We start from the raw sequence: 26,187 nt of genomic DNA, 5'->3' as shown, positions 1-26,187 counted from the left end.
CCTCAACCCCACTGCCAGAAAAGCAGCCTAAAATTAATTTGGTTACTGTGGATTCAATGGTGCTTGGAGTTTATTCCTATGGCCACGGATTTTAATCGCGGCATTATGAAGTTTGATGGTGCCGACAGCCCAGCGATGATCGCGATTTCTGCCGTTTTGATTCTTGGCTTTATTGCGGCACTCATTTGGTGGGCACTCCACACGGCCTACGCCTAAGGGAGCGATCGCTCCAGATGGATCGTGTGCTCGGTGAGGGCTTCAAAGGTTGCATCGTGGCTAATCACAAAAAGTTGATGAAAACTTCTGAGATTGCTTAGGCTCTCGGCCAGTTGTTGGCGGCGCACCTGATCCATATTGGTGGTCGGTTCATCAAAGAAGGCAATGTCGGTGTTGACCAGTACCCGCAGCAGGGCTAAGCGCACCGCAAGAGCCGCACACATTTGCTCACCGCCGGAGAGGCTTTTGAAGGGTCGCCAGTAGCCGCCTTCATTCACCTGAATCTCATAGTCCGATGTCCACTGGAGCGCCACATCGGGACGGTTGAGAAGTTCGCGCAGCAGGCGATCGGCTTCGCTGGAAACGGTGTGCAGATAGGCTTCACTAACGCGGGGGCCACTCTTTTTGAAAATCTCGCGGGCCGTCTCAATCAGAGAGTGGTGTTTTTGTGCCGCTACGAGCTTTTGCAGTGTCTTTTCCTGTTCGGTGGCGACTTCATCAAGATGCTTGAGGGTGGCAAGGCAGCTTTGGTACTGCTTTTCTTTTTCAGGAATCGCACCAAGGAGCCGTTGATACTCGCGGTGTAGGTTTTCGTAGCGATCGCGCACGGCTTCCAGAGCGGCTAAATCCACCCGCTGCTCTTGGGTGTTGTACTCTGCTTGGGCTTTGGCAAGGGCAGCTTTCAACTCATGGGCGGCTTGCATAGCTGTTTTCAGGGCCGCTTCATAGCTTTCTACTTGGGCGGCCTGCTGCTGGTGTTGGAGATAGGTATCATAGCTGGGACGTAGTCTAGCTAGCTCATCGCTAAGCTGTTGCCGCTGTTCCTCAAGGGTGGCATAGTGTTGGCGTTCCTCATAAAGGGGGGTGAGGCGAGCTTGTAGGGTGGCCTGTTCGGTACCCAAACGTGCGTAGTCGGCTTCCAGTTGGGGGGCTGCTGCCTGCTGCTCCAGTAACAGTTGGCGCTGGGCATGGGGTTGGCCAAGGTTGGCGCGTTCTTCCCGTAACTCGTTCAAGCGGCGTTCTAAATCAGTGAGTTCTTTGCTTAGGGGTTCTACGGTTTGCTGGCGATCGCTCAACTGCTTAAGCTCTGCTGCCAAACGGCTGCGTTCCTCCTCAAGGGCTTGGGCTTGCAAGAGGGATCGTTCTGCGGCGGCAGCACGGGCAATGTCAGTTTCTAACTGTTTTAACGTTTGGTTGAGGGCGGGAATAGCGGCAGGATCTGTGAGGGTTTGTCGCAGTGCCGTGAGTTGATCCAAAAGCCAATGGTAGTTCTCCTGCAGCTGTTGGAGTGCCGTTAGCCCCTGTTCAATGGCAGGGCGAACTAGAGCAAATTGCTGAGCGGCAGTGAGTTCGGCGATCGCCGCCGCTACAAGGGGATCCGTTTCCGTGGCTTGGGTTTGCGCTCTCTTGAGAATGGGATCGAGGGTAGCAGCAAAGGCATGGGCGGCGGTGGCGTGGCTGAGTTGGGCTTGGAGTCGCTCCCGTTCTGCCTGTTTAGCGCTCAAGGTGGCGGCTATGGGACGCTGTTGCTCTAGGGCTTGCACCTGTTGCGCAATTTTCTCAAGGCGGGCTTGCAACGTTGCCGCTTGTTGCTTGAGGTGGCGCAGTTCTTGATCCGCCTGCTGGGCTTGCTGGTAGCGCGCCTCAAGGGGGGCAATTTCGGCATCGAGGGCGTCGGCAGCAGCAATTTGGGGTTCAAGGGCAGCAAGTTGACTGGCAATGGTGGCGATCGCTTGGCGTTGGCTTTCAATACTAGCTAATTGGGTGGCCAGCTTTTGTTGCTGCTGCTCTAGCTTGCGAATGTTCTGCTCAAGGGCAGCTCGTCCCCGTAGTTGCTGCTCAAGTTCTTGGTAGCGGCTCTCTTGCTGCCGATAGCGATCATAGTCGGATTGCAGTTGCTGGCACTGGGCTTGGCTATTGCGAGCTGCGGCCAACTGGCGCTGGCGATCGCGACAGAGTTCCTCCTGCTGACGCAGTTGGGCTTCGAGGCGCTGACAGGTTTGCGCAAGACGGTTCAGCGTTTCAACGGCAGCTTCGTATTGCTGTTTTTCGGTGGCTAAGGCCTGACATTGTTGGTGTAATTCCTCGCACTGCTGGCGATCGCGCTCTAGCTCCGCTGCCAAGGCGGTTGCCTGTTGTTCATATTGCGATCGCGTGGCCAGTTCCTGCTTTTGCACAGCCAACTGCCGCTCTAGGGACACCACCCGCTCTTGGGAAAAATTCACGAGGGCAAGGGCATTGTCAAAGGCTTGGCGATAGTCACTGACTTGCAAAATCGGTTCAAAAACTTGCCGCCGCTGGGCGGGTGGCTTGAGAAAATCCGCCGTGATCATCCCTTGGGGAATGCCAATGATCTGCTCAAAGAGATCCCGAAGCGGAAAGGCACTGCGGATACCAAGGTGCTCCTGCAACCACACCTGCACATCTTCACGCAACGAAAGACCGAGGTCTCCCACTTGGGGGTCATAAATCGCGTACCCCATTTGCGTATTGCGCCGTACCACATAGGAGCGACCATCTGCTGCCGAGATAAACTGAACTGTGGCTTCGGCGCGTTTAGCACCCTTGCGAATAATCGCCTTATTAAAGCCACTGCCATAGCCCGAGGTGGCATCAAAGAGAACCCAAGCAATGGCTTCAAAAATACTGGTTTTGCCCGCACCATTCTCGCCACAGATGACATTCACACCGGGCAGAAACTCAAACGTGCGATCGCGGTGGGTCTTAAAATTTTTTAGGGTTAGTCGCTGAATTTCCACCGTCTGTCTCCAAAGGCTAGGGCAGTTGATAGAACGTTGATCAACCCATATCAAACAACAAGTGAGAGACCAGAAGCTAGCTACCCTCGCTCAGCCAAGTGTGAAGTTCCTGAAGAATATTGCTTGTCGGCAGGTGTTCTGCATTGATAAAACAATCCATACTTTTACAAAAGTTTACTTGGTCTTAAGTCTTTTTGAAAAAGTTGCCATTGGCGAGTGACTTTCCCTAGGCTGGATCTATAGTAATACCCTTGTTTCTCGGCAAGCTTGGTCTCCGCACTCGATGCTCCTGACGCTAGGCATCCTACGCTTGGGGAAATGCCTACTCTATCAAGTGTATTTCTAGTGCCTAGGGTTGGTGATGCCTCGCACCGCTATTTTCCCTAGAGGCAGTTGAGTTGACAACTACAGCATTCCACCACGAGAGGATTTGGCCTGTGGATTTATTACATAAGCAGATTCTGGTTCTGAGTAACAAAATTGATGCCCTCTACCAGATCGTTGAACAACTCAACCAAAAGGTTTCTAAGGCTCTAGAGGAGGGGCGGCTCAAGCCTCTGCCTGTAACCCCTACTGAGCAGAATCCTCTGCCCAAACCGCGTCCTTTGGTGAGTACCCCAGAACACAAGGATATTCTGGTGGATGATGACTATAGCCAAACACGCAACCTCAGTGGCGATCGCCCCCTGAGTCCAGAGGTGCAAATTCAACGGCTGACGGCACAACTCACGGCGGCCTACAATCAGATTGCGGCGCTAGAGGAGCAGTTGCTCTCCCACCACATCCATAGCCACTGAGGTACCGCAAGTTAAATTGTGAGGTGAGCCAGTACCTGCTGGCGCCATTGGGCGTTTTGCTGGCGATCGCTCTTAAATTCCAAAAGTCGTACCTTTGGCCAAGGGGCAAGGGAAAGTTGGGTTTTCACATCCGCCCAGTCCTGTAAGCAGTGATAGGGAATGCCGTAGGCCGCTGCAAGCTGGGCAAAATTGACCGCTTGGGGGGTGGCAAAAAAGCTCTCAAAGGGTGGATCAAACCGCCGAATCGGTAGATGCTCAAAAATACCACCGCCGTTGTTATTGATCAGCAGTACGGTTAGACACCCTTGAAACTGGGGCGTGATCAGCCAGCCATTGGTATCGTGCAAGCAGGCCAAATCCCCCGTGATCAAGAGGGTGGGCTGACCGCGATGGGCAACCCCAAGGGCACTAGATAATGTGCCATCAATGCCGTTGGCGCCTCGATTAAAGTAAAAACGATGGTGGCGATCGCTCGCCCGCCAAACACTCTCAACATCGCGCACGGGCATACTACTGGCCACAAAAATCGCCGTTTGCGATGGCAACCACTGCGGCAGATGGTAAATCAGCTTGGCCTCACAGAACCAATCAATGGCCTCCAAGGTTCGCTTCAGTTGCTCATGTACTCGTTGATCGTGGTCTTGCCAGTCCTTGAGGTAGGGATTGGGGGGTAGGGGGTCGGGGGGACAGTCCAGATCTTGGGGGGCGATCGCCAGCGTCTGACAGCGGCCATGGAGGGGATTGTTGTTATCGCCCGTGGGGTCAAGGCACCAGATCAGCGGATCGCAGGCACTGAGCCACTCCCGCAGGGCTTTACTGGTGGGTAGCGGTCCCAGTTGAATCACTGCTTCAGGACGCAAGGATTCCCGTAGGTGGCCATTTCGCAGCAGCAGATCGTAATGGGTAATGCCGTGGGGCAGTCCCCGTGCGCAGGAGAGGGCATCGGCAAGCACTGGCCACTGCAGAAACCGACTCAGGCGATCAATCGCGTCCGCTTCCGCCAAAGGCTCCACCCCATGACTGGGTCCCGCAATAATCAACCCCCGCTGCATCTGTTGCCATGTTTGCCAAGGGAGAGCGGTGACAACCCGAGGCGGCACAAAGGGCTGCACCTGATCAAAGAAGTTTTCAGGAAGTGCCCCATGAAAATTGGCCTCAGAGCGCAGGTCAAGGGGATCCCGTAGAGGAATATTCAAATGTACTGGGCCTGGATCTGGCCAGAGGGCAGTTTGCCAGCTATGGCAGAGGGTTTGCCGCAGGTAGGGCAGCAAAGCAAGTTCCGGCAGACTTAGTTCGCGATAGTGACGTACGGCATGACCATAGAGATGCACCTGATCAATGGCTTGTCCCGCTTGGCAAAAGCGCAATTCGGGGGGGCGATCGGCGGTCAGCACAATTAACGGTAAATGACTAAGGCTTGCTTCAATAATCGCGGGATAGAAATTGGCCGCAGCAGTACCTGAAGTGCAGACAAGGGCAACGGGTCGTCCCTGCTGTTGGACAAGGCCAAGGGCAAAAAAAGCTGCCGAGCGTTCGTCAAGAATCGGCAGGGCCTCAAGATGGGGATGGGCAGCAGCCGCGATCGCCAATGGTCCCGAACGTGATCCCGGCGAGAGAACGACTGTCCGCAGTCCTAAGCGATAGAGGGTTTCAAAGAGGACGCTCGCCCAGAGGACATTGAGATTTTCAGTGAGAATCATTCATCAATCCAGAAGCGCTATCCTAGCCGAAGTGGCTGAGCCATAGGCCACCAATAGAATAGGGTGCTAAATCCAGTTTGAGCCTATTTTGAGACTTTGAAAGAGCATCCCAGAGTCTTTGCAATACGCCAAAATGCAGGTTCTTCAAGGAGTTGAGTGTTAAGCGGGCAGCGGGAATCGAACCCGCGTCTCTAGCTTGGAAGGCTAGGGTTTTACCATTAAACCATGCCCGCAGTCCCAAGGAATACTACATTAGCACGACCCTTTGGGCGATCGCAAAGGGCAAGCCTAGGGAATCGTTGCCATCTTCACATCGTTGCGATCCAAGATGCTTTGGAGTTCCTCCGCATCGATTGTTTCTTTTTCAATCAGCACTTGGGCAATTTGGTCAAGGACGTGGCGGTTGTTCACCAAGACCTCTTTGGCACGACGATAGGCTTGCTCGACGAGATTGCGCACTTCGTCATCAATGGTGGCAGCCGTTTCCTCGGAGAAGTCCCGTTCTGCCATAATGTCGCGGCCAAGGAAGACATTCCCGGTTTGCCGTCCCAAGGCCACAGGTCCTAGGCGATCGCTCATGCCAAAGCGGGTAACCATTTGGCGAGCCACCCGTGCCACCTGTTGCAGGTCGTTTGAGGCACCGGTTGTCACCTCCTCTTCACCAAAGACAATTTCTTCAGCAATGCGACCCCCAAGGGCAACGGCCATTTGGTTTTGCAGGTAGGCACGGCTATAGAGACCCGAATCCATCTGATCCTCGTTGGGAGTAAACCAAGTCAGACCACCTGCCCGCCCCCGGGGAATGATGCTCACTTTTTGAACGGGATCGTAGTCGGGCATCAGGGCACCGACAAGGGCATGACCCGCCTCATGGTAGGCGACTAACTTCTTGCGGCGATCGCTCATGACACGGTCTTTTTTCTCAGGCCCAGCGAGGACGCGATCGATGGCATCGTTAATCTCATCCATGGAGATTTCAGTCAGGTTGCGGCGAGCCGCCAGAATGGCCGCTTCATTGAGTAGGTTCGAGAGATCCGCACCGGTAAAGCCAGGGGTACGGCGGGCAATTTTATCGAGATCCACATCCTTAGCGAGGGTTTTGCCACGGGCATGAACCTTGAGAATATCGAGGCGACCTTTGTAATCCGGACGATCCACCACCACTTGACGGTCAAAACGCCCCGGACGCAATAGTGCTGCATCCAAAACATCCGGACGGTTCGTTGCAGCAATAATAATGATGCCCGTATTCCCCTCAAAGCCATCCATTTCCGTCAGCAGTTGGTTGAGGGTTTGCTCCCGTTCATCATTGCCCCCCCCCAGACCAGCACCGCGCTGGCGACCGACGGCATCAATCTCATCAATGAAGACAATACAAGGGGCATTGGCTTTGGCTTGTTCAAAGAGGTCGCGCACCCGTGAGGCACCCACCCCAACGAACATTTCCACAAACTCAGAACCGGAAATTGAGAAGAAGGGAACGCCCGCTTCACCAGCCACTGCCCGCGCAAGCAGGGTTTTACCCGTTCCGGGAGGCCCGACAAGGAGAACCCCCTTGGGAATTTTGGCGCCCACTTCGGTAAAGCGATCGGCGTACTTGAGGAATTCCACCACTTCACCCAGTTCCAGCTTGGCCTGATCAATGCCAGCCACATCATTAAAGGTCACTTGGGTTTGGGGTTCCATCTGTACCCGTGCCCGTGACTTACCAAAGTTCATCGCTTGGTTGCCAGGACCTGCTTGGGCACGCCGCAACAGGAAAAAGAGCAGTACCAGCAAACCAATGGGAACCAGTAAGCTGCTCAGGGCGCGGAACCAGAAGCCATCGTTGCTTTGGGGCAAGACGGCGATGTCCACATTGTTGCTAATGAGAATGTCCAACAGTTCAGGATCGTTGGGAAGATTGACCAGCACCCGCGTGCCATCTTGGGTAATCGCTTGCGCCTGCGAGCGGTCGGGGGTAATACTGACTTTGGTGATTTGCTGATTTTCGACCTGTTGGATGAACTCACTGTAGGGCCATGTCTGTTTGGTCGTGGGTTGGCGATCAAAGAAGGCAGTGGCCAAGGCCAGCACCACGATTGCAAGAAGAACATATAAACCTGCGTTTCGCCATTGTTTATTCACCGATCGCCATCCTCCGCTAGGAAAAGTGAAAAGTCTTTACATAAGTTCATACTAACGCATTCTTTCGCAACCCTAGGTGAGCAGTCCCGTGGTTAAGATCATCAATATCCATGATAAGCCGTCAGAAAATGCTCGATTTAGACACCTGCTACCGGGTACTGGAGTTGGAGCCGGGGGCAACCCTCGAGGAAGTGAACCGAGCTTATCGGGATTTGGTGTTTATTTGGCATCCCGATCGCATCCCGAAGGACAACACACGGCTAATCGAGAAGGCACAAGAGAAAATTAAGCAGTTTAATGAAGCGCGGGATCAACTGCGGCAGCATATTGCCCGACACGGCAGCCAAACCTCCCAGCGGACTGCTAGCCAGCGGCAAACCTATCGTTCCTCGCCGCCACCCCCACGCTATCAATCCAATCCCTACACCTATCGCAGCTATCATGCGCCCCGTGAGCCGCAGCAAACGACGCACCAGACCTATAGCCAACACCACAACCACACCTACGGCACCTATCAGCGCCAACGCACAGCCGCGCCCCCGCCCCCAGAACCACCCCGCACGACGCCTCCCCACAAGGATATGTCGGGGGTGAATTTACAGGGAGCCAACCTGAGCGAAAAGGACTTTGAGGGGCGCAATCTCAGCCATGCCAATCTCAGCTATGCCGATCTCAGTGATGCCTTTTTGCACCGCGTGATTCTCCACCGTGCTAACCTGCGCCACGCCAATCTCTTTCGCGCCAATTTGCTGCAAGCAGATCTCAGCTATGCCGACCTGCAAGAGGCTAATCTCATTGGTGCTGACTTGAGTGGGGCTGATCTGCGGGGTGCCGATTTACGGGGAGCAAAGATGAGCCAAGGCAATCGCCTCCTAGTGAAACTGACCGGGGCACGCCTCACGGGAGCGATTATGCCCGATGGGCACGTCCACACCTAAGCTTGGATCACCCCCTTAGAACTGGGAATGTGCTGACTGCGGCGCGGGTCAATGGCGATCGCCATGCGTAGGGCACGGGCAAAGGCTTTGAATGTCGCTTCAATAATGTGGTGGGAGTTAATGCCATCCAATTGGCGAATATGCAGCGTCATGCGGCTATGGTTCACCAAAGCAACGAAAAACTCCCGCACCAGTTGCGTATCATAGGTGCCCACCCGCTGCGTGGGAATCTGCAACCCATAGCTAAGGTGGGGACGCCCCGAGAAGTCTAGGGCAACTTCCACCAAACTTTCATCAAGGGGAGCCACAAAGTGACCAAAACGATGAATCCCCCGGCGATCGCCCAAGGCTTGATCGAGTGCCATCCCCAAGGTAATGCCCACATCCTCATTGGTGTGGTGGTCGTCAATATGGGTGTCGCCTGTGGCCTGCACCCGCAAATCCACAAGGCCGTGGGAGCAAAGCTGATCCAGCATGTGATCGAGAAAGGGAATCCCCGTGTGATTGTCCGCTCGACCATTGCCATCGAGGGTGAGTTCAACGTGAACCTTGGTTTCTTTCGTCTGGCGATCGACCGTGGCTTGGCGCAACCGAGGCGCGTGGCCATTACCGAGGAGAGAGTCGTTCATGAAGCGTTACTGACGGGGTTGGGGATTGGCAGAGGTGGCTGGCGGTGGACTCGCCGCAGGCGTTCCGGAAGGAATTGCCCCCGTACGCGGAAAGGGCACATCCACAAAACCTAATTCTAGCAATTGCTGATAGGCCTTTTGTCCCAGTTCACGGGTGGGGTTTTGGCTGCGGATAATTTCTACCAAAAGGGGCACGGCAAGCTCAGGTTGGTTATTAGCGCGATAGACCAAAGCCAGTTGAAAAGTCGCTTGATCGCGCAGTTGTGCTGCTTCTAGGGCACGGCGACGGTTGCTATCGGCAGCCGCAGTATCAATCCCCAAAAAGCTAGAGTTGAGGGACTGGTAAAAGTTCGAGAGTTGGTTCATCACCGTACGGGCTTCTAAGAGCTTGCGAGCGGCGACGGCATAATTTTGGCTATTGACTGCGGCGGCAGCCTCATCCATCAAGCGCTTGCCCCCCTCAAGGGTATAGATTGAAGAGCTGGGTGGGGGTGTGGGATTCACAATCTGGACATTGGGGCTAGAAGATTGATTCTGAGCAAACACCGCCCGCGGGAGTACCCCCAGTAGTAACACCCCGAGGAGCAGCGATGATCTTGAGCAGTGAGCAAATGTATTCAGGGGCATGGTGCGAAGCCTTTACTAAGATAGAGGCAGTCAAGCGGACAATCAACATCGCGTATCTTACCACCAAGTAATGACAGCCCGTGCAGGATCCTAAGTTCCAATTTTCCTCAAGACTGAGGCCGTGGCCATGGTAAATCCCACCCCTCAGGGGACAACGGCTCATGATGCCATTCGGGAACGGCGCCGCCAATTGCAAAGTAAACGCCGCTGGCGGCAACTGGCAGGGCTTTGGCGTACCAGTGTCCTCTTGACCTTAACAGGGGGACTGGTTTGGGGACTGACGCTGCCGGACTGGGTTATCCGCCGCCCGGAGCAAGTGGTGATTCGCGGCAATCAACTGCTGAAAACGGAAGCGTTGCAGGCACAATTGCCCCTTGAGTATCCGGAGTCACTGCTGCGTTTGCGGCCACAGGAGATCATTCATGCCCTAGAAACGACGCTGCCTCTGCAACGGGTGACGATCGCCCGCCAACTCTTTCCGCCGACACTGATTGTCGAAGTCCAAGAACGCAAGCCTGTCGCAGTCGCCACCTGCAATCAATGCTGGGTAATGAGTGCAAGCGGGCAGCTGCAAGGGTCTGCCAGTCGCTGGTTGGTGGATGGCCTCGGATTTGTTGCCCCGCTGAGTAGCTATCAAGCCAGTGCCGTGAAGCCAATGCCCACACTCCAATTGCAGGGGTATTTTGTACCCGTTAAGGATGCACCGCGCCCGCAGACAATGGCCATCGATCGCGATCGCCAGCAGCAGTGGCAGCAAATTCACCAGATTCTCCAGCAGCAGGATTTACCGATTACGGGTTTAGATTGGCGCAATGAACAGAATCTAATTGTCCAAACCCCCCTCGCGCCGGTTCATCTTGGGGTGGTGCAGTGGCATAGTCCCACATTGAAGAAACAACTCAGTGCCCTAGCCAGCCTCAAGCAGTTACCTCAGTACTTGGATCCCCGCCAAATGGTCTTTATTGACTTGGTAAACCCCGATGAACCCTTGGTGCAACTGCGGCAACAACCAACACAGCAACCCCTTCCCCGCAGTCATTAGGGCGCAAGGGCACGGCATAATAGAACGGTTAGCTTGGAGTGGCTGGTCAATGAAACCCCTGAAGTTCGGCACAAGATTGCCCCGATTTCTGCCACAGTTGGTGATGGTGCTCGGTGTGCTTCTGCTGGTGAGTTGCGCGTCACTCTCCTCAGTGGCTGACACCAGTTCAATTCCAGGAGCACAAAGCCCAACCCCTATGGCCAATTTACCTCGACTCAATGGCGATGCAACGGTTGTACTGACAGTCAACGATCGCCCGATTACGATTCAAGTGAAGGGGAATGCTGCCCCGATTACCGCTGGCAATTTTGTGGATTTAGTGCAGCGGGGAATCTATGATGGCACGATTTTTCACCGTGTGGTTCGTGAACCCCGACCCTTTGTGGTTCAAGGCGGGGATCCCCAGAGCAAAGACCCCAGTGTGTCGCCGCAACTCTACGGCACGGGTTCATTCATTGACCCCGCGACCAATCGCCCCCGCTACATTCCCCTAGAAATTCTTGGTCAGGGCAGTGACACCCCCACCTATAGCCAAGCGGGCAAAGTCTCACCCGTTCTCAATCATACGCGCGGTGCGGTGGCCATGGCGCGATCGCAACTCCCCGATTCGGCCTCAGCCCAGTTTTATATTGCCCTTGATCAACTGGATTTTCTGGATGGCAATTATGCCGTCTTTGGCTATGTCACCGATGGTATGGACGTGGTGGACAGGATCCAACAGGGCGATCGCCTGCAATCCGCTAAGGTTGTGGCCGGTTTAGAAAATTTACAGCAGCCATAGCAGAACGCCGCCGAAAGCGTTGTCGCAGGGTGGGTAGCAGTCGCAAACACAGGGCGTAGGTGAGGAGTCCGGCAACCACGCCCACCCAAACACTGCCAAAAATCAGAATCGTTGCCATTTGCCCCCCCTGTTCGAGGAGCTTTTCCCAAGATTGCCACTCACCAAAAGATAGGGCAGGCTGCCCCATCAGCCACCAACCCACCTGAAAGTTAAACCAAAACAGGGGGACATAGGTGAAGGGGTTGCTCACCCAAGTGGCAAGGGCAGCCAAGGGCTTGTTGCCGCGCACAAGGAGGGCCACCGTGACGGCAATAAGTATTTGCCCCCCAAACAGGGGCAGCATGCCAGCAAAGACCCCTGCCCCAAGGCCACGGGCAATACTCTCAGTGCTACTGTGGGAGCGCATCAAGCGCAAATAGTGATAGCGGAGCGATCGTCGCCAAGCATGGAGCCAACGGGGCTGTCGAGAAGGCTGAGGAAAAGACAACCGCATCATAGGTGAGCGTCGAGAGGGTTCAAAGGTTGAAAAAATGGGCGAATAAAGGTCTTTGCTTAGCAGTTTGACATATTTTGCTTAGAGAGTGCTAGGGGTCGCATCCTTGGGCTTGCCCAATCCCAGCGCCAAAAAGCCAAGGGCGATCGCCATCATCACACTGCTTTGCCAAGCGGGCGCCACCCCACCCCAGCGATCGAAGACCCACCCTGCCCATGCCGGTCCAGCAATCCCCGCCACACTTTGGAGTGATTGGCTAGCGCCAATAATTTTCCCCTGATCTTGATCTCGCACCCGATTGGAGATCACCCCTCGCAGCGAGGGCAACATGATTCCCACGCCAAAGGCCAAACCCACCACACACCCATAAAGCAAGGGCGCACTAAAGCCGCCCGCACTGGGCACCGCCGCAATCCCCAACAAGGCCAAGGCCACTAGGAGCAATCCCCCCAAGCTCAAGCGCTGCTCACCAAAGCGAGGAATCAATGAGCGAATCAAGCCCGCCTGCACAATCGTACTCACCACGCCAATAATCACAAAAATGATCCCCGCTTGGGCAGGTCCCCAACTCAATTGCCGCTTCAAGAAGAGGACGAAGATACTGGTAAAGCCAGCAAAGGCAAAGTTGAAAATAAAGAAGGCCATGAGTAAGGCTTGGAGGGTGCGTTGATTGAATAGCTCCAACCACTGTTGCTGCAAGGCAAAGCTCTTTAGGGTCAGGGGCGATCGCTGGGCTGCGGGCAATGACTCTGGCAAGATGAAATAGGCCAAGATGACATTCACCAGTGCCAAGCCCGCTGCAAACCAAATCGGCAACTTGAGATCAATGGCTGCTAGACTGCCGCCAATGGCCGGCCCAAAAATGAAGCCAATGCCAAAGGCTGCCCCCGTTAAACCAAAGTTCTTAGCCCGATCTGCTGGAGCAGAGGTGTCAGCAATATAGGCCTGAGCCGTTGAAACCACGCCCCCCGTGAGACCATCAATAATCCGCGAGACAAAGAGCAGCCAAGGAACCGTCGCCACAGCAAAGAGAATGTAGGACAGGGCCGTACCGGCAATGCAAATCAGCAACACCGGGCGACGTCCCCAATGATCCGAGAGGGCACCCAAAAGGGGAGCAGCAATGAATTGGGCAGCAGCAAAGGCAGAAAATAACAGCGTCAAGCTCAACGCATCAAAGTTAAATCGCTCCACGAGGAAGGGCAAAATGGGGAAAATCAGACTCTCACCCAAACGGTCGATGACAATTGTGAGTAAAACAATGAATAATGGTGAGCGTAGGTTGATCCCCATTGATGTGATACGTCCTCAACTGATGGATGCCTGCCCTGTACGGTTTTGACCCCCAGAAAAAGGCAGTACAATAAAAGACTACAACTTAACACAATACAGTCCTTTTCCCATCGATTGGACACAGCCCAAAACATCCTACTGATGAGGTGATGCCACCCATGTCTGCTTATACGGAATCTTTGAAGCGATCGCTCTTTTTGACACTGATTGCCCTAGTTGTATCATTGACGATTTCCTTCTTGATGGCAATCTAAATTTGCCCTGAAAATCATTTATCATCTTCTATCAGTGATGTGAGTTGAGTGAGGTATGGCCACTCGTTCTGCCGCTGCACCCCCGCCGCTGCCCCTGTGGGTCATGTTTCGCTTGGGTCTGTTTCAGATGGCACTGGGGATGATGTCGATTCTGGTGTTGGGGGTGCTCAACCGCATCCTGATTAAAGAACTGGCGGTGCCGGCCACATTGGTGACGCTGACGATCGCCATGCATCAATTTGTCTCACCGGTGCGCGTGTGGTTTGGTCAGCTCTCCGATGCCCATCCCATTGGCGGCTATCATCGCACGGGGTATGTCTGGGGTGGGGCTTTGGCCTTTACGTTGGTCACCTACGCGATTGTTCAAGTGATCTGGCAGGTGGGGCAGAGTTTAGATCAAGCGGGCTGGAGTCTCATCACCCAAGGGTGGATTGGCCTATTGGGATTGCTCTTTGCCGCCTATGGCATTTGTGTCAGTAGTAGCTCGACCCCCTTTGCTGCCCTGCTCGTGGATGTCTCCGAAGAGGAAGATCGGGGCAAATTGGTGGGCATTGTCTGGTCCATGTTGACCGTGGGCATTGTGGCGGGTGCCATTCTCAGTAGTGTGCTGCTGCGTCAGTTGGAGCTAGACCCCCCCATTGAACTGCTACAACAAAGTGTTAATCGCCTCTTTTTGGTGGTTTTGACGGTGGTCTTTGCCCTCGCGATCGCCAGCACCTGGGGAGTTGAGGCCAAGTATTCCCGCTACCATGTGCGCAGCCGTGCCTGTGACAATCCGGAAAACATTACCCTTGGTCGCGCCCTGAAAATTCTCACGGCCAACTCCCAAACGTGGCGCTTTTTTCTCTTCCTTGTCCTGATGACCCTGAGTTTATTTATTCAGGAACCGATTCTGGAACCCTTTGGCGGTGAAGTTTTTGGCATGACGATCGCCGAAACCACCCGCTTGAATGCCTACTGGGGCATGGGTACCCTTGTGGGTCTAAGTTTCACCGGATTTTTGATTGTGCCCCGCCTCGGCAAGATCCGCACCACCACCTATGGCTGTTGGGGGGTGGCCTTGATGTTCTTGCTCTTGATCATCTCAGGCGTCACGCAGCAGGTGTGGCTCTTTCAGTTGCAACTCTTTCTCTTTGGCATTGCCGCTGGGGTGACAACAACGGGTGCCCTCAGTCTCATGCTGGACTTAACGGCGGCGGAAACAGCGGGGACATTTATTGGCGCTTGGGGCTTAGCGCAGGCCATTGCCCGGGGATCAGCGACTGTTGTCGGCGGAACGGCCCTTGATATTGGGCGTCAACTGTTTGGCGTGCCGATCCTCGCCTATGGATTTGTCTTTTGTCTGCCGATGCTGGGAATGCTGACCGCTGTCTTGCTTCTGAAACGAGTGGATGTCAGTCAATTTCGCCAACAATCTCAGGTGGCGATCGCCAAGGTCTTGGCTGAGGACTTGGAATAGAGTCACCTACCAGCGGGCAAAGAAGGAAAAATCCAACTTACCAAAGTGGGTGACATGGGCGATATTAAAATGCTCTAGGCAATTCACCAGCCAGCGTACCTTGCCGCGACTAAAGGACTGATAGTGGTTAAACAGGATCGCAAAGCGTTTTTCAAGGTAGGGTTTTACTTTCTTGCTGAGGAGCACAACCTTGAGCAATAAGCCAATCGTTGCCGCCGTGCCGATGGTATTGAGCAAGTCAACAAAAACCAGATGGTTAGGATTTTGGGCGCTATCCACCACTAAGTAGTTGAGGGTCTGGCTACAGGTGCGCACAATCGTAAATTCATTCAGAGGTTGTGGCTGCTGAAAGAGGGGCAGCGTTTCCAAATACTGGTAAAAGCGCTGGCGAAAGCGACCCCGCCCCACATCCGCTGTGGTGTCCGTCAAGTAGTGGAAGAAGGCATCCCGAAAGTCGCGGGTGGATTTCAGGCGTTGCAGCCGCTGTCCAAATTGACTGGCCAAGTCGCGATAGGTGTGGCGGCCATCCACCTTACCGACAAAATGTTGAATCGAGGTTCTGACTTCCTCAGCAGAGAGCAACGTAGGATTTTTCACCAGTGGGATATTGTTATGCCCCTGAGCACGGCGAAACTCACTCGTGAGGTATTGACTCAGGTTCATTTCAAACTGCTGAGTGGCCTTTTGCTGAAAGTCTTGAATGTAGCGCAGGTCTTCGGGTGTCGTGTCATCGCCCACCAAGCAGTGGTTATAGAGATAGGGATAGCGGCGAATTAAGGTAGCAAGGGGGCGATCGCTATTTTGCTGAATCTGTGAAACGTCTTGGGCATCTTCTTGCAGAAATTGCACCATGCGCTGGAGCTTCTGAAAGGCTTCACTCTCTAAATAATCCTTGAGGAGCAGCCGCAGCTTACGCACAATCGGTGCCCGGCTCAGACCCCCCGCCGGCATCGCCACAGGCGTTTGCAGCATAGCCAGAAATTCGGGAACTGCCCCTTGGAGCAAAGGACGCGACTGCCAGCGGTTAATCAAAATGTGGCAGCAGCGGTTCATAAAGGGACGAAAATTATCTGCCACCCGTGCCCCCGTCACAATCCGATCCATCACCTCTTGAATCTGGCGATCGGGATAGGTATAGCCCATGAGAAAAAGGGCACGAAACCGCTCAATGACTTGCTGTGGACTCTCGTGCTGCACGCATTCCAGCAAGTGTTCATAAATCAGTTGGTAGTCGTTTGTCTTTATCCAAGTATTCATAGGGGATAATGCGCTCCTAAGCCACGCCGCTACCGACCGTGCTGGAATTCAGGGGCACAATTGAGAGGGTCTAACATACCTGCATCATAGAAGGCAACATATCGTTAACTGGTGATCGAAAGCACGTTTTTCCCGTGATCCTAATCACAAGAATGACTTAAGTACCTTTGATCGCTGACTAGCGCAAACGCCCTACTACTTTTTGATGATAAACAACAAGACAATCAATTGACAACCGACGATAAAAATTGGTGCCAAGTTTTCTCCTCATAAAGAGTTTTTAGGCTTCGCGAGCATTAGCGCCCCTGATACCCCGAAAGCTGAGCTAGACCCTCTAGGGGATAGACCCCCTCATAGCGTTTACCGTTGATTTCCCATGTGGGGTAGGCACGGATATTGGCCTGCTTGCACAGTTCTGGCTGGCCATTGGTACCGCGGGCATCGCACTCAATATAGTTGATACTTTTGAAAGCGCTGCCAAAGAGTTCTTTTTGCTTCATGCAAGCGGGACACCAGTAGGCACCGTACATCTTGGCATTGATTTTCTTGAGGTGGTTCGCCAGCCCTTGGGGGGAAATGGTCTGACTGGTTCCCTGCGCCATGACCATATCGGGAGAGTGCAAAACAGGTAAACGGGGCACAAGGGCGATCGCCAGCCCCACACCCAAGCCAAACAGGAGATAGCGCAAGGAGTTTTTCATTGAGAACCATCCACTAACCGAATCTAGTGTACTGTACTCCACATAGTGCTAGAGCTAAAGACCGCGAGTACCGTCTTGTAGTTCCGCTATTCTGAAAATTGCATCTAAGAATCATGCTGGCACGCCTTATCTAGGAACAATGAAGCAGCAGTACGACCAAGATTACAGTGCGTGGATTGCAGAAACAGTGGCATTGTTGCGAGAAGGACGATGGCAAGAGTTGGATCTGCCCCATCTCATTGCTGAGGTAGAGGACTTGGGCAAAAGTGAACGGCGCGCCATCAATAGCCAGTTAACTCGTCTGCTGCTACACCTCTTAAAGTGGCAATATCAACCCCAGCGCCGATCCGATAGTTGGTTGGATTCGATCACGGATGCCCGCACTCAAATTGAGCTGACCATAGCTGATAGTCCGAGCTTGCGGGATTATCCGGCCAGCCAACTTGCCATAAGCTATGAACGCGCTCGCCGCCAAGCAGCAGAGCAAACGGGTTTACCGCTGAGCACCTTTCCTGAAACCTGCCCTTATCCCCTAGAGAGGGTTTTGACCCAGAGTTGGCTCCCCGAAACGGACACTTAGCTCAAAACACTAGATGAGGTGCATTCGCCCGTGCTATTGCCGTTAAACTAAAACTACGTTATAGCGGCAGTGCCCTTGCGGATCTTTGAATGGCAGCGATTTTTGAGCTTCATCCGGTTAACCCCCAGCCCCGCACGATCGCCCAAATTGTTGAGGCTCTCAAGGAAGGGGCAGTCATGCTCTACCCCACGGATACCGTCTATGCCATTGGCTGCGACATGAACCACAAAGGAGCGGTGCAACGGGTACGCCAACTCAAGCAACTCTCCAACGATAAACCCGTCACTTTTTTGTGCTCTTCCCTCTCCAACATTGCCCAGTATGCCTATGTCAGCGATGCTGCTTATCGCCTCATGCGTCGCCTGATCCCAGGCCCCTACACCTTTTTGCTCCCCGCTACCAAACTGGTGCCCCGCCTTGTCCAAAATCCCAAACGCAAAACCACAGGGATTCGCGTACCTGACCACGTTGTGAGCCAAGCGCTATTGACCGCCTTGGGGAATCCGATTATTTCCACCTCAGCACGACTGCCCGACGACGAGACGTATTACGTGAATACCGCAGATCTCTTCGATGCCTTTGACAAACGGGTGGATTTAATGATTGATACCGGCGAACCCCCCGGACAGCAAATGTCGAGTATCCTTGATCTCACTGTGGAGCCGCCGCTACTGGTACGCAAGGGACAAGGGTGGGAAGCGCTACCAGCAGAACTGGTGACTGTTGAGTGAGCCACTCCAGCTTTTCAGCAGATAGAAACCGTTATACAAGGTTTGATTCAAGAATGAGTTCATCGCAATTAATTGGCAAAGTATATTTAGTGGGCGCAGGCCCCGGCGATGGGGGGCTACTGACGGTGCGTGCCAAGACGCTACTGGAGTGGGCGGATGTGGTGCTCTACGATGCGCTGATTAGCCCCGAAATTCTTAACTTGATCAACCCCGAAGCGGAAAAAATTCATGTGGGCAAGCGGCGGGGCAACCATACCCTCTCCCAAGCGGAGATTTGCCGCCTGTTGATTGACTTGGCTCAGCGCCATGCGGTGATTGTGCGCCTCAAGGGGGGTGATCCCTTTGTCTTTGGCCGAGGGGGTGAAGAGTGTCTTGCCCTTGTCGAGGCTGGCATTACTGTCGAAGTGGTGCCGGGGGTCACCAGTGGGGTGGCTGCACCTGCCTATGCGCACATTCCCCTCACCCATCGGGATTTTAGTTCTTCGGTGGTTTTTGTCACGGGCCATGAGGCTGCTGGTCGCTATCAACCGCGCGTCAATTGGTCGGCTCTGGCTACGGCGGTGGATACGATTGTGATTTACATGGGACTCCACCATCTGCGGGAAATTGTGCCGCAACTCCTGGCAGGGGGGCGATCGCCCCAGACGCCCTTGGCCTTTATTGAATCAGGGACAACACCGCAACAACGGGTGGTGGTGACAACCCTAGAGCGAGCGATCGCCACCTATGACGAGGCACAGATTCAAACGCCTGCCTTGATTGTCATTGGCGAGGTCATTCACCTGCGCTCCCAGTTAATCGGAAGTCTCCACTAGGTCTGAAGAAACAGGTTCTAGGGACACCGACAGCATTGCCCGCTCCAAATAGGGCAAAAGCTTACGTCGCGTTTGATCCAGAGAATAGGCAAGGCGGATATTCTCTCTGGTGAGTAGGCCTAACACCCGTTGCGGGTTCTGGCGATCGACCACGGGCAACTGCCTTAAATCCCGCGCTGCCATGCGATCGAGGGCGTCCTTCAGGGGTTCATCCCCATAGGCCAGTAACAAGTCTCGCGTACAGACACTCCCCACCATTTGCGTTTGATAGGCGGTTGTTTCCTGATCCGCTTCCCAACGGGTCAGCACCCGATTAATATCCCCAAGGGTGACCAACCCCATCAAGTCCTGCTGACTATCGGTCACAAAGGCGCAGTAGGCTTTTTTTTCAATCAGTTGCAAGCCAGCTTCAACCACAGGCATTGCTTCGCTAAGAAACAGCACCTCCGATTGCATGGCTTCCGCCACAGAAAGATTGGGGGGACTTTCCTCCTGCTCCTCCTTCTGGGTCTGAGCGCTGGGTGCCAATGCGGGCAGTTCGCCCCGTTTTTGAACACTCAAACTATTCACTAGCCAGACACTCAAGCCCACCGCTGCCATCAGAGGCAAAATAATGCGATAGTCCCGCGTCATTTCAAAGAGTAGCAAAATGGCGGTTAAGGGGGCATTGACGCTAGCGGCAAGGACGGCGGCCATTCCCACCGTTGCGTAGGCGGCAGGAGCAGCAATACTGTTGGCAAACATGGGTAGCAGGATGGGCAACACTTTACCATAAGCGGCACCAAGGGACGCGCCCAAAAAGAGCGCCGGTGCAAAGATGCCCCCCACTAGACCACTGCCTAAACTCACTGCTGTTAAGACCATCTTGGTCAGTAGCAAGATCAACAGCAAGCCGAGGGAAAAATTCACATCCCTGAGAATTGCTTCCACCGTTTCATAGCCAATGCCCAGCACTTGCGGTAAATGCAAAGCCACAAGGCCAACGCAGAGGCCACCCACTAGGGGACGCAGCGCTAGGGGAATACGACCTAAAAACTGCATGGGTGGAATTTTCCCCTGAAAGACTTGGGGGAGCCACTGAAGTAACTGGGTATAGACAATGGCAACGCCGTAGGCCAACAGTCCTAAGCCCAAATACAAGGGCAACTCAAGGGAACTGCGCACCTCATAGGTGGGCAAATCAAAGGCGGGTTGTGCCCCCAAGCCAATTTGGGTAATCAGGGCAGAAATCACAGCAGCCAAAAGCACCACACTCACAGCCGTTGTTTCAAACGTGGTGCCCAATACCACCTCTAGGGCAAAGAACACGCCAGCGATCGGGGCATTGAAGCCTGCTGCCAACCCTGCCGCCGCCCCTGCACCGAGGAGCAACTTTTGCCGTTCTCGGGAAACCTTCAGCGCTTGACCCAAGAGAATGCCGATGTTGGCACCCACTTCCACACTGGGGCCTTCTGGACCAAGGGACGCACCTGTACCAAGGGAAATCGCCGCCGCAAGGGTTTTGGCAATGGGGCGAATGAAGGGAATTTCCTTGCCTGCTTCTACAGCACCCATCAATGACATCAGGTTGGGACTAAACTCTTGGACAAACCAGCGGATGATCCCCACCAGCAAGCCCCCCAAGGCCGGAACACAGGCCAGTGTCCAAGCGCCCCATCGACCAATAAGCCCCATCAAGTCTTCAAGGGCCATGTGATGAATTGTCTCAATCAGGTAACGAAACAGCAGCACACTTAGCCCGGCACTGCCGCCAATGAGTACTGCCAAGACCAGTACGACGGTTTCCGGGGGCGGTTGCAATTGATTGAAAAGACGAGTGAGGCGAGATTCAGCAGCAAAAAGGGGGGAGAGGGAGGACACTGGTGGAAAAAATTTGCCTGAAACGGGATAGCTCTAACTTAATTATGCGCAATTATGCGCAATTTCCAGGGGAGACGCTAAAAGGGCAAGAGTTGCGGTGTCACACGGTAAAAGTAGGGATGCAGCCACCACAGCAAGGCGACAAAGATGGCTACTCCCCCATAGGCGGGGCGCAAAAATTCTTGCCACATCAGTTGTTGCTTGCCCTGCCAAATGGCTTTGAAGGGAATGATTGAGGTGCGGGCTTTCAGGGCAGTAAACGCTTCTCCATGCCGTGCGTACCAGCGGCGATCGCCATGCCAAACTCCAAAGCAGTGATGGGCAATCAGCCCAAGGGAGGTCAGCAGTGTAAAGGACGTGCCCAACCACAGCGTATGCGCCACACACCAGATCACCTGTCCCCATAACTGCGGGTGGCGGGTAATGCGAATAATGCCCGTTTCGTAGAGGTGCACTTCTGGCTTTTGTACAGCGGCAATCTCTAGCAAGTTAAATGTGGCCGGATAAAGAAAGAGAAACGAGATCGCCGATAGCCCCCACACGAGCGCCCCCATCCCCGGTACCCCTTGGAGTTGCCACAGTTGCACGCCATCGTAGCGATGGGCCAAAAAGTAGAGAATCAAGATTGTCGCTAAGGGTAGACTCACTAAGGCAAAAAAAATGCGATAAAGGCGGGCACCGACGCGCTTTTCTGCCCAAGGACGTAAGCTTGCCAATCCACTGTGGGCGATCGCAAACAAGAGCAATAACCCCACCATGATCCACTGCGAACTGGTTTGCCAACTGTGCTGATCCACGCCGATCTACTCCGTACGATTAAAACCCCATCCCATGATCCCAAAGGGTCAGACGCTTTGTAAAGTAATGTAACTGAGCCGCAAAACGCAGCCTATGAGCTATAGTCAAGGCGTTGAGGGCATCCGACATCAATCTATGTTCAATTGGCTCGATCGCCTCGAAAACCACCGTCTACTGCGCCTGCTGCTGCTCTTTGCTCTTGGCTGGATTGGCGTGCAACTTTTGCACTACTTTGCCTACGTCTTACTGATGTTTCTTTTTGCAGCCATTCTGGCGTTTTTACTCAACTATCCCGTGGGCTGGCTCAAGCGTTACTTGCCCCATGGTTTGGCGGTTACCATTGTGTTTCTCGGGACATTGGCAATTCTAATCGGCTTGGGGATTACCCTTGGGTTGGCGATCATTGGCCAGTTGCAGGACTTGATCACCAATTTGCCCAGCCAAATTGATCTGTGGATTGACTCCCTTGAGAGGATGCAGCAGTTTCTGGCGCGATGGAATCTAGACATCAATTTCCAGCAACTGGAGTCAGAATTACGCAACTTTGCCCTTGCGGGTCTGCAGTTTGGTTTTGGCAAGTTGCAGTCTGTCTTTGCGCTGTTGCTCAGCGGCATTATTCTGGCTGTGATTACCTTCTTTATGCTGCTGGAGGGGGAGCGGCTATGGCAGTACCTACTGAGTTTTTTGCCTGATCCGTGGCGCGATCGCGTGCCCCAAGCCTTAGAGCGGAACTTTTTGGGCTTCTTTAGTGGCCGTTTGCTTCTCTCTCTCTTCTTTGGTACCGCCACATTCCTTGTCTTGCTGGTGTTACGTGCCCCCTATGCCCTTGCCCTTGGGGCGATCGCCGGTGGCTTGGATCTCATTCCAGGGATTGGCTCAACGATGGGCATTTCCCTCATCTGCTTGATCCTGCTGCCCAAGAGTATTGCCCTGAGTGTACAAGTGCTGATTAGCTGTATTCTGCTGCAACAGGTGGAAGAAAATATTCTCATGCCCCGTGTCATGCGCAACACCGTCAACCTGAATCCAGTGGTTTTATTTTTTTCCCTCCTAGTAGGGGCAACAGTCGCAGGAATTGTCGGTATTTTCCTTGCCATTCCGATGACGGGGACGATCGTCAGTTTGCTAGATCTCAAAGCCTTACAGGCAAGCAGTGAGGCTGATCCGAAATCCTCGCAGGGCAAACGCATACTCAGGCAGTAGCAAGGAGATGAGCGAGATAGTCATCGTCCCATCCTGCTCTCAAACGTTTTGCCTTGACGCTGACCTTCACAAAGGTGTCCTGACGCATTCACAGTTATTGTGCTGGATAATATCTCATTCTTTGTTGGAATAGCTATATCGCTCTTTGTAATATGTCACTCTCTTTCAAAATGGCCATACAAAATTTGCCCTTCGTTACGGATGTTTTCCTGTAGCGCTTGGTCAGAAATGTACTCCAGCTTGAGTAAGTCCACCATATAGGGAATGTTTAGCTCGGCCAGTTCACGCCGCAGGCGTAGATATTCGTCAAAGTCCATGTCAGGGGCAGCGATCGCCAGATCAATATCAGACCCCCGCTGTGCATCCCCCCTTGCCCGCGACCCAAAGAGCACAACTTTTCTTACCGTTGGATAGCGGCGAATCACGGCCAGAATTATTTCAAGGGTTTGCTCCTGCATCCTCAACTTCTAACTCCTGAAAAATCCGCAGCAGTTCCGCAAAATGCGGATAAAACTCCGTCGTGATTCTGCTCAAAACAAGTTCTGCCAAGTCCTCCTCATAGGTGTGGCTGGTCAAGTTTCTCGTTTCCAGCATGTCTAGCCATCGCTCTCCCTGATCAATTAACCCGTATTTAACCGCCCCACGAATGGCATCCCGTGAACCACGAATCTCAAGAATTCCTTGATAAAGCAGATAGTCCCTGAGCAGGTTCCACGCCAGTTCAAACGTGTACTCAAATCCTTGAATCACTCCCTGCTTTTCTATATTGCTCAAGGGGCGAGTACGGCACAGTTCCACCCCTTCCTGAAGCCTCTGAAACGCTTTTTTATAACTCTTGAGTCGCCACTGCCAGCGTTCCATGATCTATCCTTCACTGAGGGGGTGATCACTTCTTGTTGACAACCCCTGTTGCAATGTGAGCATCACCTTTTTCATATCCCCTTGTAAAAGGGCCGGCAAGTTCAGCCAGAGGCCGGCAAATTCCTGACTACGCAGCACTCCCTCGCGATCGGGCTGTTGTTGAACATAGCTCCCCTGCTCTAGGTAGTACCAGTAGAAGGCCTGTTCTGAGACCACCCACACCAGATATTCCTTGACGCCAAAACGGCAATAGAGGTCTTTCTTGTCGTGGAGATCGTAGGCGGCACTGCTAGAGGCAATTTCAATCACTAACTCCGGTGCCCCTTCGATGTAGTCATCGGCACTAATGCGTGATTGTCCCCCCGCCGATTCTTCGAGGCGCAATAGCACATCAGGTTGCACTTCATTGCTGTCATCCAGCCGTACAGTAGCATTGTCACACACCATCAAACTGGGCATCAGTGTCGCATAGGTACCCAGCCACACAACCATGTGTCCGTGAGGTTGAGCGTGCTTTCTTACTCTAATTGGGGAGGCCACAAACACGACTCCATTGATGAGTTCCGCTTTTTTGATGTGGGGAGAGTGCTCATAGCGGTATTCAAATTCCTCGCGGGTCAGGCGATCGCCACTTTCAAGGGTGAGGAGAGGAGCCGTCATTTTTCGCAACCGTCCGTGATAGCAGCCAGCACCTTTATTCTAGGCGTCAGCGAAATGGTGAATGGTACATGCGCATCAACTAAGCAGGAGGTAATCCCAGTACCTCACTGGTGCCCGCAACAACGGTGCCAATTGGCCAACTCTCAACCCCCCACTCGGCAAAGCAGGCCTGCGCCGCTGCAACCGCTGACGGCGGTAAAACCACGGTGTACCCAATCCCCATATTGAAAGTGTTGAAAAGTTCGCCCAAACTGACCCCTCCCATTTCCCCTAGCCAGTGGAAGAGTGGCGGAATTGGCCAAGCCTGAGGATCCAGTTGTGCGGATTGCCCTTGACCCAAGCAGCGGGGCAAATTTTCCGGCAGACCACCGCCGGTGATGTGAGCCATGCCGTGGATGGGAATCCCTTGCGCCAAAGCAGCACGAATGGGTTGGACATAGAGGCGCGTCGGTTCTAAGCACAGCTCGCCAAGGGGGGTGGAGCCAAGGGGGGTATCCTGCCAACTGAGCTGGCGATCGCTAACAATTTTACGCACCAAACTAAAGCCATTGCTGTGCAGCCCAGAACTGGCCAATCCCAAGACCACATCCCCCACCTGCACCTGGGTGCCATCCAGCACCTGATCCTGCTCAACGACACCAACACAGAACCCCGCAAGGTCATAGACCCCTTCGGCATAGAATCCCGGCATTTCCGCTGTCTCCCCCCCCAAGAGGGCACAACCCGCCGCTTCACACCCTTGGGCAATACCCGCCACTACAGCGGTCATCATCTCTGGCGCCAGACGACCACAGGCAATGTAGTCCAAGAAAAAGAGCGGCTCAGCACCACAGGTGAGGACATCATTGACGCACATGGCCACCAGATCAATGCCAACCGTATCGTGGCGATCGAGGGCTTGAGCCAGTTTTAGCTTCGTGCCCACTCCATCAGTTCCCGACACCAAAAGGGGTTGACGATAGCCCTTGGGAATTTGACATAGCCCAGCAAAGCCTCCCAGTCGTCCCACTACTTCCGGTCGTTGGGTGCGCTGCACCAAGGGGCGAATCTGCTCGACAAAGGCACGGCCAGCGGCCACATCTACACCGGCACTGCGGTAGTCCATCAATGCTGCTCCTGTAGTTGGGGGTAGTGAGCCTTGAGATACTCTAGGAGGCCTTCACAGGCATCGGTGAGCAGATCCAACACCTTCTCAAACCCCTGACGGCCACCGTAGTAGGGGTCGGGCACTTCCCTCGCGTCGTGGTGACGGCAAAAATCACACATTAACCGCACTTTATCGCGGTATTTCCCTTCGGGGTCAAGGCGCAAGATATCATAGTAGTTTTCCCGATCCATCGCCAAAATCAGATCAAATTCCTCAAAGTCGGCGGCATGAAATTGGCGTGCTCGATGGGTCAAGTGCAGTCCCCGTTGCCGTGCCGTCATTACCATGCGGGCATCCGGTGGATCGCCAACGTGAAAGTTGCTGGTGCCGGCAGAGTCACACTGAATCTCATACTCTAAACCTGCCTTTTTGATCAGATCTTGCATGATCCCTTCGGCGGCAGGGGAGCGACAGATATTACCAAGACAAACAAAAAGAAGACGGATGGGCATAGGACAT

26 protein-coding genes and 1 tRNA gene are annotated in these 26,187 nt (G+C 53.8%); 10 read left to right on the top strand and 17 right to left on the bottom strand.

Annotated features, from left to right (window positions below; translation table 11 throughout):
• Positions 1–78 precede the first annotated feature (78 nt).
• Positions 79–216: a hypothetical protein gene (locus RHK62_RS09335; protein WP_024125599.1), complete on the top strand. Its 138-nt coding sequence runs from the start codon at positions 79–81 to the stop codon at positions 214–216.
• Here the strand turns inward: RHK62_RS09335 and RHK62_RS09330 are convergent.
• Positions 213–2,975 (bottom strand): SMC family ATPase, encoded by a 2,763-nt coding sequence (locus RHK62_RS09330; RefSeq protein ID WP_310453626.1) that lies wholly within the window; start codon positions 2,973–2,975, stop codon positions 213–215. The genes RHK62_RS09335 and RHK62_RS09330 overlap by 4 nt on opposite strands.
• A 437-nt stretch (positions 2,976–3,412) precedes the next feature.
• On the opposite strand from RHK62_RS09330, the gene RHK62_RS09325 reads away from it, so the two are divergent.
• On the top strand, positions 3,413–3,772 hold the full coding sequence (locus tag RHK62_RS09325; RefSeq protein WP_206200320.1) for a hypothetical protein: 360 nt from the start codon (positions 3,413–3,415) through the stop codon (positions 3,770–3,772).
• An 11-nt stretch (positions 3,773–3,783) separates the two neighbouring features.
• On the opposite strand, the gene menD is transcribed toward RHK62_RS09325, so the two are convergent.
• The 3 genes from menD to ftsH3 form a co-directional block, all read right to left on the bottom strand.
• Entirely contained in the window at positions 3,784–5,472 is a 1,689-nt protein-coding gene (gene menD, locus RHK62_RS09320) for a 2-succinyl-5-enolpyruvyl-6-hydroxy-3-cyclohexene-1-carboxylic-acid synthase (RefSeq protein WP_310453625.1), read from the bottom strand.
• A gap of 162 nt (positions 5,473–5,634) precedes the next feature.
• Positions 5,635–5,705, bottom strand: a tRNA-Gly gene (locus RHK62_RS09315).
• A 55-nt stretch (positions 5,706–5,760) separates the two neighbouring features.
• Positions 5,761–7,599, bottom strand: a complete 1,839-nt coding sequence (ftsH3, locus tag RHK62_RS09310) for an ATP-dependent zinc metalloprotease FtsH3 (RefSeq protein WP_302677465.1) — start codon at positions 7,597–7,599, stop codon at positions 5,761–5,763.
• A 110-nt stretch (positions 7,600–7,709) separates the two neighbouring features.
• On the opposite strand from ftsH3, the gene RHK62_RS09305 reads away from it, so the two are divergent.
• A complete protein-coding gene (locus RHK62_RS09305; protein ID WP_206200317.1) occupies positions 7,710–8,537 on the top strand; it encodes a pentapeptide repeat-containing protein in 828 nt (275 codons plus the stop codon).
• On the opposite strand, the gene hisB is transcribed toward RHK62_RS09305, so the two are convergent.
• Together hisB and RHK62_RS09295 are read right to left on the bottom strand one after the other, a co-directional pair.
• The gene (gene hisB, locus RHK62_RS09300; RefSeq protein ID WP_310453624.1) at positions 8,534–9,166 is read right to left on the bottom strand and encodes an imidazoleglycerol-phosphate dehydratase HisB; all 633 of its coding nucleotides are present in this window, start codon (positions 9,164–9,166) and stop codon (positions 8,534–8,536) included. The two genes, RHK62_RS09305 and hisB, sit on opposite strands and share 4 nt — an antisense overlap.
• 6 nt (positions 9,167–9,172) lie before the next feature.
• Complete coding sequence (locus RHK62_RS09295) at positions 9,173–9,793, bottom strand: hypothetical protein (RefSeq protein ID WP_206200315.1); 621 nt, start codon at positions 9,791–9,793, stop codon at positions 9,173–9,175.
• A gap of 127 nt (positions 9,794–9,920) precedes the next feature.
• Here RHK62_RS09295 and RHK62_RS09290 point away from each other — a divergent pair, with 127 nt between their 5' ends.
• Together RHK62_RS09290 and RHK62_RS09285 are read left to right on the top strand one after the other, a co-directional pair.
• A complete protein-coding gene (locus RHK62_RS09290; protein WP_310453623.1) occupies positions 9,921–10,835 on the top strand; it encodes an FtsQ-type POTRA domain-containing protein in 915 nt (304 codons plus the stop codon).
• Between the two features lie 49 nt (positions 10,836–10,884).
• Positions 10,885–11,616, top strand: a complete 732-nt coding sequence (locus tag RHK62_RS09285; protein WP_310453622.1) for a peptidylprolyl isomerase — start codon at positions 10,885–10,887, stop codon at positions 11,614–11,616.
• On the opposite strand, the gene RHK62_RS09280 is transcribed toward RHK62_RS09285, so the two are convergent.
• Both RHK62_RS09280 and RHK62_RS09275 read right to left on the bottom strand, forming a co-directional pair.
• Complete coding sequence (locus RHK62_RS09280; protein ID WP_206200312.1) at positions 11,576–12,112, bottom strand: DUF2062 domain-containing protein; 537 nt, start codon at positions 12,110–12,112, stop codon at positions 11,576–11,578. The two genes, RHK62_RS09285 and RHK62_RS09280, sit on opposite strands and share 41 nt — an antisense overlap.
• A 78-nt stretch (positions 12,113–12,190) precedes the next feature.
• Positions 12,191–13,402, bottom strand: a complete 1,212-nt coding sequence (locus tag RHK62_RS09275) for an MFS transporter (RefSeq protein WP_206200311.1) — start codon at positions 13,400–13,402, stop codon at positions 12,191–12,193.
• A gap of 309 nt (positions 13,403–13,711) precedes the next feature.
• Here RHK62_RS09275 and RHK62_RS09270 point away from each other — a divergent pair, with 309 nt between their 5' ends.
• Entirely contained in the window at positions 13,712–15,115 is a 1,404-nt protein-coding gene (locus RHK62_RS09270) for a BCD family MFS transporter (RefSeq protein ID WP_310453621.1), read from the top strand.
• A 6-nt stretch (positions 15,116–15,121) separates the two neighbouring features.
• Here the strand turns inward: RHK62_RS09270 and RHK62_RS09265 are convergent, their stop codons facing one another.
• Complete coding sequence (locus tag RHK62_RS09265; RefSeq protein WP_302678368.1) at positions 15,122–16,372, bottom strand: hypothetical protein; 1,251 nt, start codon at positions 16,370–16,372, stop codon at positions 15,122–15,124.
• Positions 16,373–16,668: 296 nt separating this feature from the next.
• Complete coding sequence (locus RHK62_RS09260; RefSeq protein WP_149819669.1) at positions 16,669–17,073, bottom strand: hypothetical protein; 405 nt, start codon at positions 17,071–17,073, stop codon at positions 16,669–16,671.
• Positions 17,074–17,212: 139 nt separating this feature from the next.
• Between RHK62_RS09260 and RHK62_RS09255 the strand changes: the two genes are divergently transcribed.
• From RHK62_RS09255 to cobA, 3 genes are all read left to right on the top strand, one after another.
• On the top strand, positions 17,213–17,653 hold the full coding sequence (locus RHK62_RS09255; RefSeq protein WP_302677472.1) for a DUF29 domain-containing protein: 441 nt from the start codon (positions 17,213–17,215) through the stop codon (positions 17,651–17,653).
• 89 nt (positions 17,654–17,742) lie between these two features.
• Positions 17,743–18,384, top strand: coding sequence for an L-threonylcarbamoyladenylate synthase (locus tag RHK62_RS09250; RefSeq protein WP_302677473.1), 642 nt, complete (start codon positions 17,743–17,745; stop codon positions 18,382–18,384).
• Positions 18,385–18,437: 53 nt separating this feature from the next.
• The gene (gene cobA / locus RHK62_RS09245; RefSeq protein ID WP_310438564.1) at positions 18,438–19,199 is read left to right on the top strand and encodes a uroporphyrinogen-III C-methyltransferase; all 762 of its coding nucleotides are present in this window, start codon (positions 18,438–18,440) and stop codon (positions 19,197–19,199) included.
• On the opposite strand, the gene RHK62_RS09240 is transcribed toward cobA, so the two are convergent.
• Positions 19,179–21,059 (bottom strand): chloride channel protein, encoded by a 1,881-nt coding sequence (locus RHK62_RS09240; protein ID WP_302678366.1) that lies wholly within the window; start codon positions 21,057–21,059, stop codon positions 19,179–19,181. The genes cobA and RHK62_RS09240 overlap by 21 nt on opposite strands.
• Positions 21,060–21,136: 77 nt before the next feature.
• Positions 21,137–21,817, bottom strand: coding sequence for an NnrU family protein (locus RHK62_RS09235; RefSeq protein WP_399375820.1), 681 nt, complete (start codon positions 21,815–21,817; stop codon positions 21,137–21,139).
• A gap of 175 nt (positions 21,818–21,992) precedes the next feature.
• Between RHK62_RS09235 and RHK62_RS09230 the strand changes: the two genes are divergently transcribed.
• Positions 21,993–23,060: an AI-2E family transporter gene (locus RHK62_RS09230; RefSeq protein ID WP_310438563.1), complete on the top strand. Its 1,068-nt coding sequence runs from the start codon at positions 21,993–21,995 to the stop codon at positions 23,058–23,060.
• Positions 23,061–23,215: 155 nt separating this feature from the next.
• Here RHK62_RS09230 and RHK62_RS09225 read toward each other — a convergent pair whose 3' ends face one another.
• From RHK62_RS09225 to RHK62_RS09205, 5 genes are all read right to left on the bottom strand, one after another.
• Positions 23,216–23,518 carry a type VII toxin-antitoxin system MntA family adenylyltransferase antitoxin gene (locus RHK62_RS09225; RefSeq protein ID WP_310438562.1) on the bottom strand — a complete coding sequence of 101 codons (303 nt, stop codon included), beginning with the start codon at positions 23,516–23,518 and terminating at the stop codon, positions 23,216–23,218.
• The gene (locus RHK62_RS09220) at positions 23,499–23,921 is read right to left on the bottom strand and encodes a nucleotidyltransferase substrate binding protein (protein ID WP_310438561.1); all 423 of its coding nucleotides are present in this window, start codon (positions 23,919–23,921) and stop codon (positions 23,499–23,501) included. Before RHK62_RS09220 ends, RHK62_RS09225 begins: the two co-directional genes overlap by 20 nt.
• Before the next feature lie 3 nt (positions 23,922–23,924).
• Complete coding sequence (locus tag RHK62_RS09215) at positions 23,925–24,581, bottom strand: Uma2 family endonuclease (protein WP_310453620.1); 657 nt, start codon at positions 24,579–24,581, stop codon at positions 23,925–23,927.
• Between the two features lie 79 nt (positions 24,582–24,660).
• A complete protein-coding gene (gene purM, locus RHK62_RS09210; protein WP_302678362.1) occupies positions 24,661–25,686 on the bottom strand; it encodes a phosphoribosylformylglycinamidine cyclo-ligase in 1,026 nt (341 codons plus the stop codon).
• On the bottom strand, positions 25,686–26,180 hold the full coding sequence (locus RHK62_RS09205) for a low molecular weight protein-tyrosine-phosphatase (RefSeq protein ID WP_206200300.1): 495 nt from the start codon (positions 26,178–26,180) through the stop codon (positions 25,686–25,688). The genes purM and RHK62_RS09205 overlap by 1 nt, the downstream gene beginning before the upstream one ends.
• Positions 26,181–26,187: the final 7 nt, after the last annotated feature.

This window comes from Thermosynechococcus sp. HY213 (assembly GCF_031460975.1).
Classification (GTDB): Bacteria; Cyanobacteriota; Cyanobacteriia; order Thermosynechococcales; family Thermosynechococcaceae; genus Thermosynechococcus.
Note: the sequence above shows the minus strand (reverse complement) of the source record. Positions and strands in the feature narration are given on the sequence as shown.

Coding starts and splice junctions, on each gene's coding strand:
- RHK62_RS09290 (WP_310453623.1), top strand. CDS start 9,921: ATGGTAAATCCCACCCCTCAGGGGACAACGGCTCATGATGCCATTCGG.
- hisB (WP_310453624.1), bottom strand. CDS start 9,166: ATGAACGACTCTCTCCTCGGTAATGGCCACGCGCCTCGGTTGCGCCAA.
- RHK62_RS09270 (WP_310453621.1), top strand. CDS start 13,712: ATGGCCACTCGTTCTGCCGCTGCACCCCCGCCGCTGCCCCTGTGGGTC.
- cobA (WP_310438564.1), top strand. CDS start 18,438: ATGAGTTCATCGCAATTAATTGGCAAAGTATATTTAGTGGGCGCAGGC.
- RHK62_RS09335 (WP_024125599.1), top strand. CDS start 79: ATGGCCACGGATTTTAATCGCGGCATTATGAAGTTTGATGGTGCCGAC.
- RHK62_RS09275 (WP_206200311.1), bottom strand. CDS start 13,402: ATGGGGATCAACCTACGCTCACCATTATTCATTGTTTTACTCACAATT.
- menD (WP_310453625.1), bottom strand. CDS start 5,472: ATGATTCTCACTGAAAATCTCAATGTCCTCTGGGCGAGCGTCCTCTTT.
- RHK62_RS09225 (WP_310438562.1), bottom strand. CDS start 23,518: ATGCAGGAGCAAACCCTTGAAATAATTCTGGCCGTGATTCGCCGCTAT.
- RHK62_RS09295 (WP_206200315.1), bottom strand. CDS start 9,793: ATGCCCCTGAATACATTTGCTCACTGCTCAAGATCATCGCTGCTCCTC.
- RHK62_RS09280 (WP_206200312.1), bottom strand. CDS start 12,112: ATGATGCGGTTGTCTTTTCCTCAGCCTTCTCGACAGCCCCGTTGGCTC.
- RHK62_RS09230 (WP_310438563.1), top strand. CDS start 21,993: ATGTTCAATTGGCTCGATCGCCTCGAAAACCACCGTCTACTGCGCCTG.
- RHK62_RS09265 (WP_302678368.1), bottom strand. CDS start 16,372: ATGAATACTTGGATAAAGACAAACGACTACCAACTGATTTATGAACAC.
- RHK62_RS09215 (WP_310453620.1), bottom strand. CDS start 24,581: ATGACGGCTCCTCTCCTCACCCTTGAAAGTGGCGATCGCCTGACCCGC.
- RHK62_RS09260 (WP_149819669.1), bottom strand. CDS start 17,073: ATGAAAAACTCCTTGCGCTATCTCCTGTTTGGCTTGGGTGTGGGGCTG.
- RHK62_RS09205 (WP_206200300.1), bottom strand. CDS start 26,180: ATGCCCATCCGTCTTCTTTTTGTTTGTCTTGGTAATATCTGTCGCTCC.
- RHK62_RS09220 (WP_310438561.1), bottom strand. CDS start 23,921: ATGGAACGCTGGCAGTGGCGACTCAAGAGTTATAAAAAAGCGTTTCAG.
- RHK62_RS09255 (WP_302677472.1), top strand. CDS start 17,213: ATGAAGCAGCAGTACGACCAAGATTACAGTGCGTGGATTGCAGAAACA.
- purM (WP_302678362.1), bottom strand. CDS start 25,686: ATGGACTACCGCAGTGCCGGTGTAGATGTGGCCGCTGGCCGTGCCTTT.
- RHK62_RS09250 (WP_302677473.1), top strand. CDS start 17,743: ATGGCAGCGATTTTTGAGCTTCATCCGGTTAACCCCCAGCCCCGCACG.
- RHK62_RS09235 (WP_399375820.1), bottom strand. CDS start 21,817: ATGGTGGGGTTATTGCTCTTGTTTGCGATCGCCCACAGTGGATTGGCA.
- RHK62_RS09305 (WP_206200317.1), top strand. CDS start 7,710: ATGATAAGCCGTCAGAAAATGCTCGATTTAGACACCTGCTACCGGGTA.
- RHK62_RS09285 (WP_310453622.1), top strand. CDS start 10,885: ATGAAACCCCTGAAGTTCGGCACAAGATTGCCCCGATTTCTGCCACAG.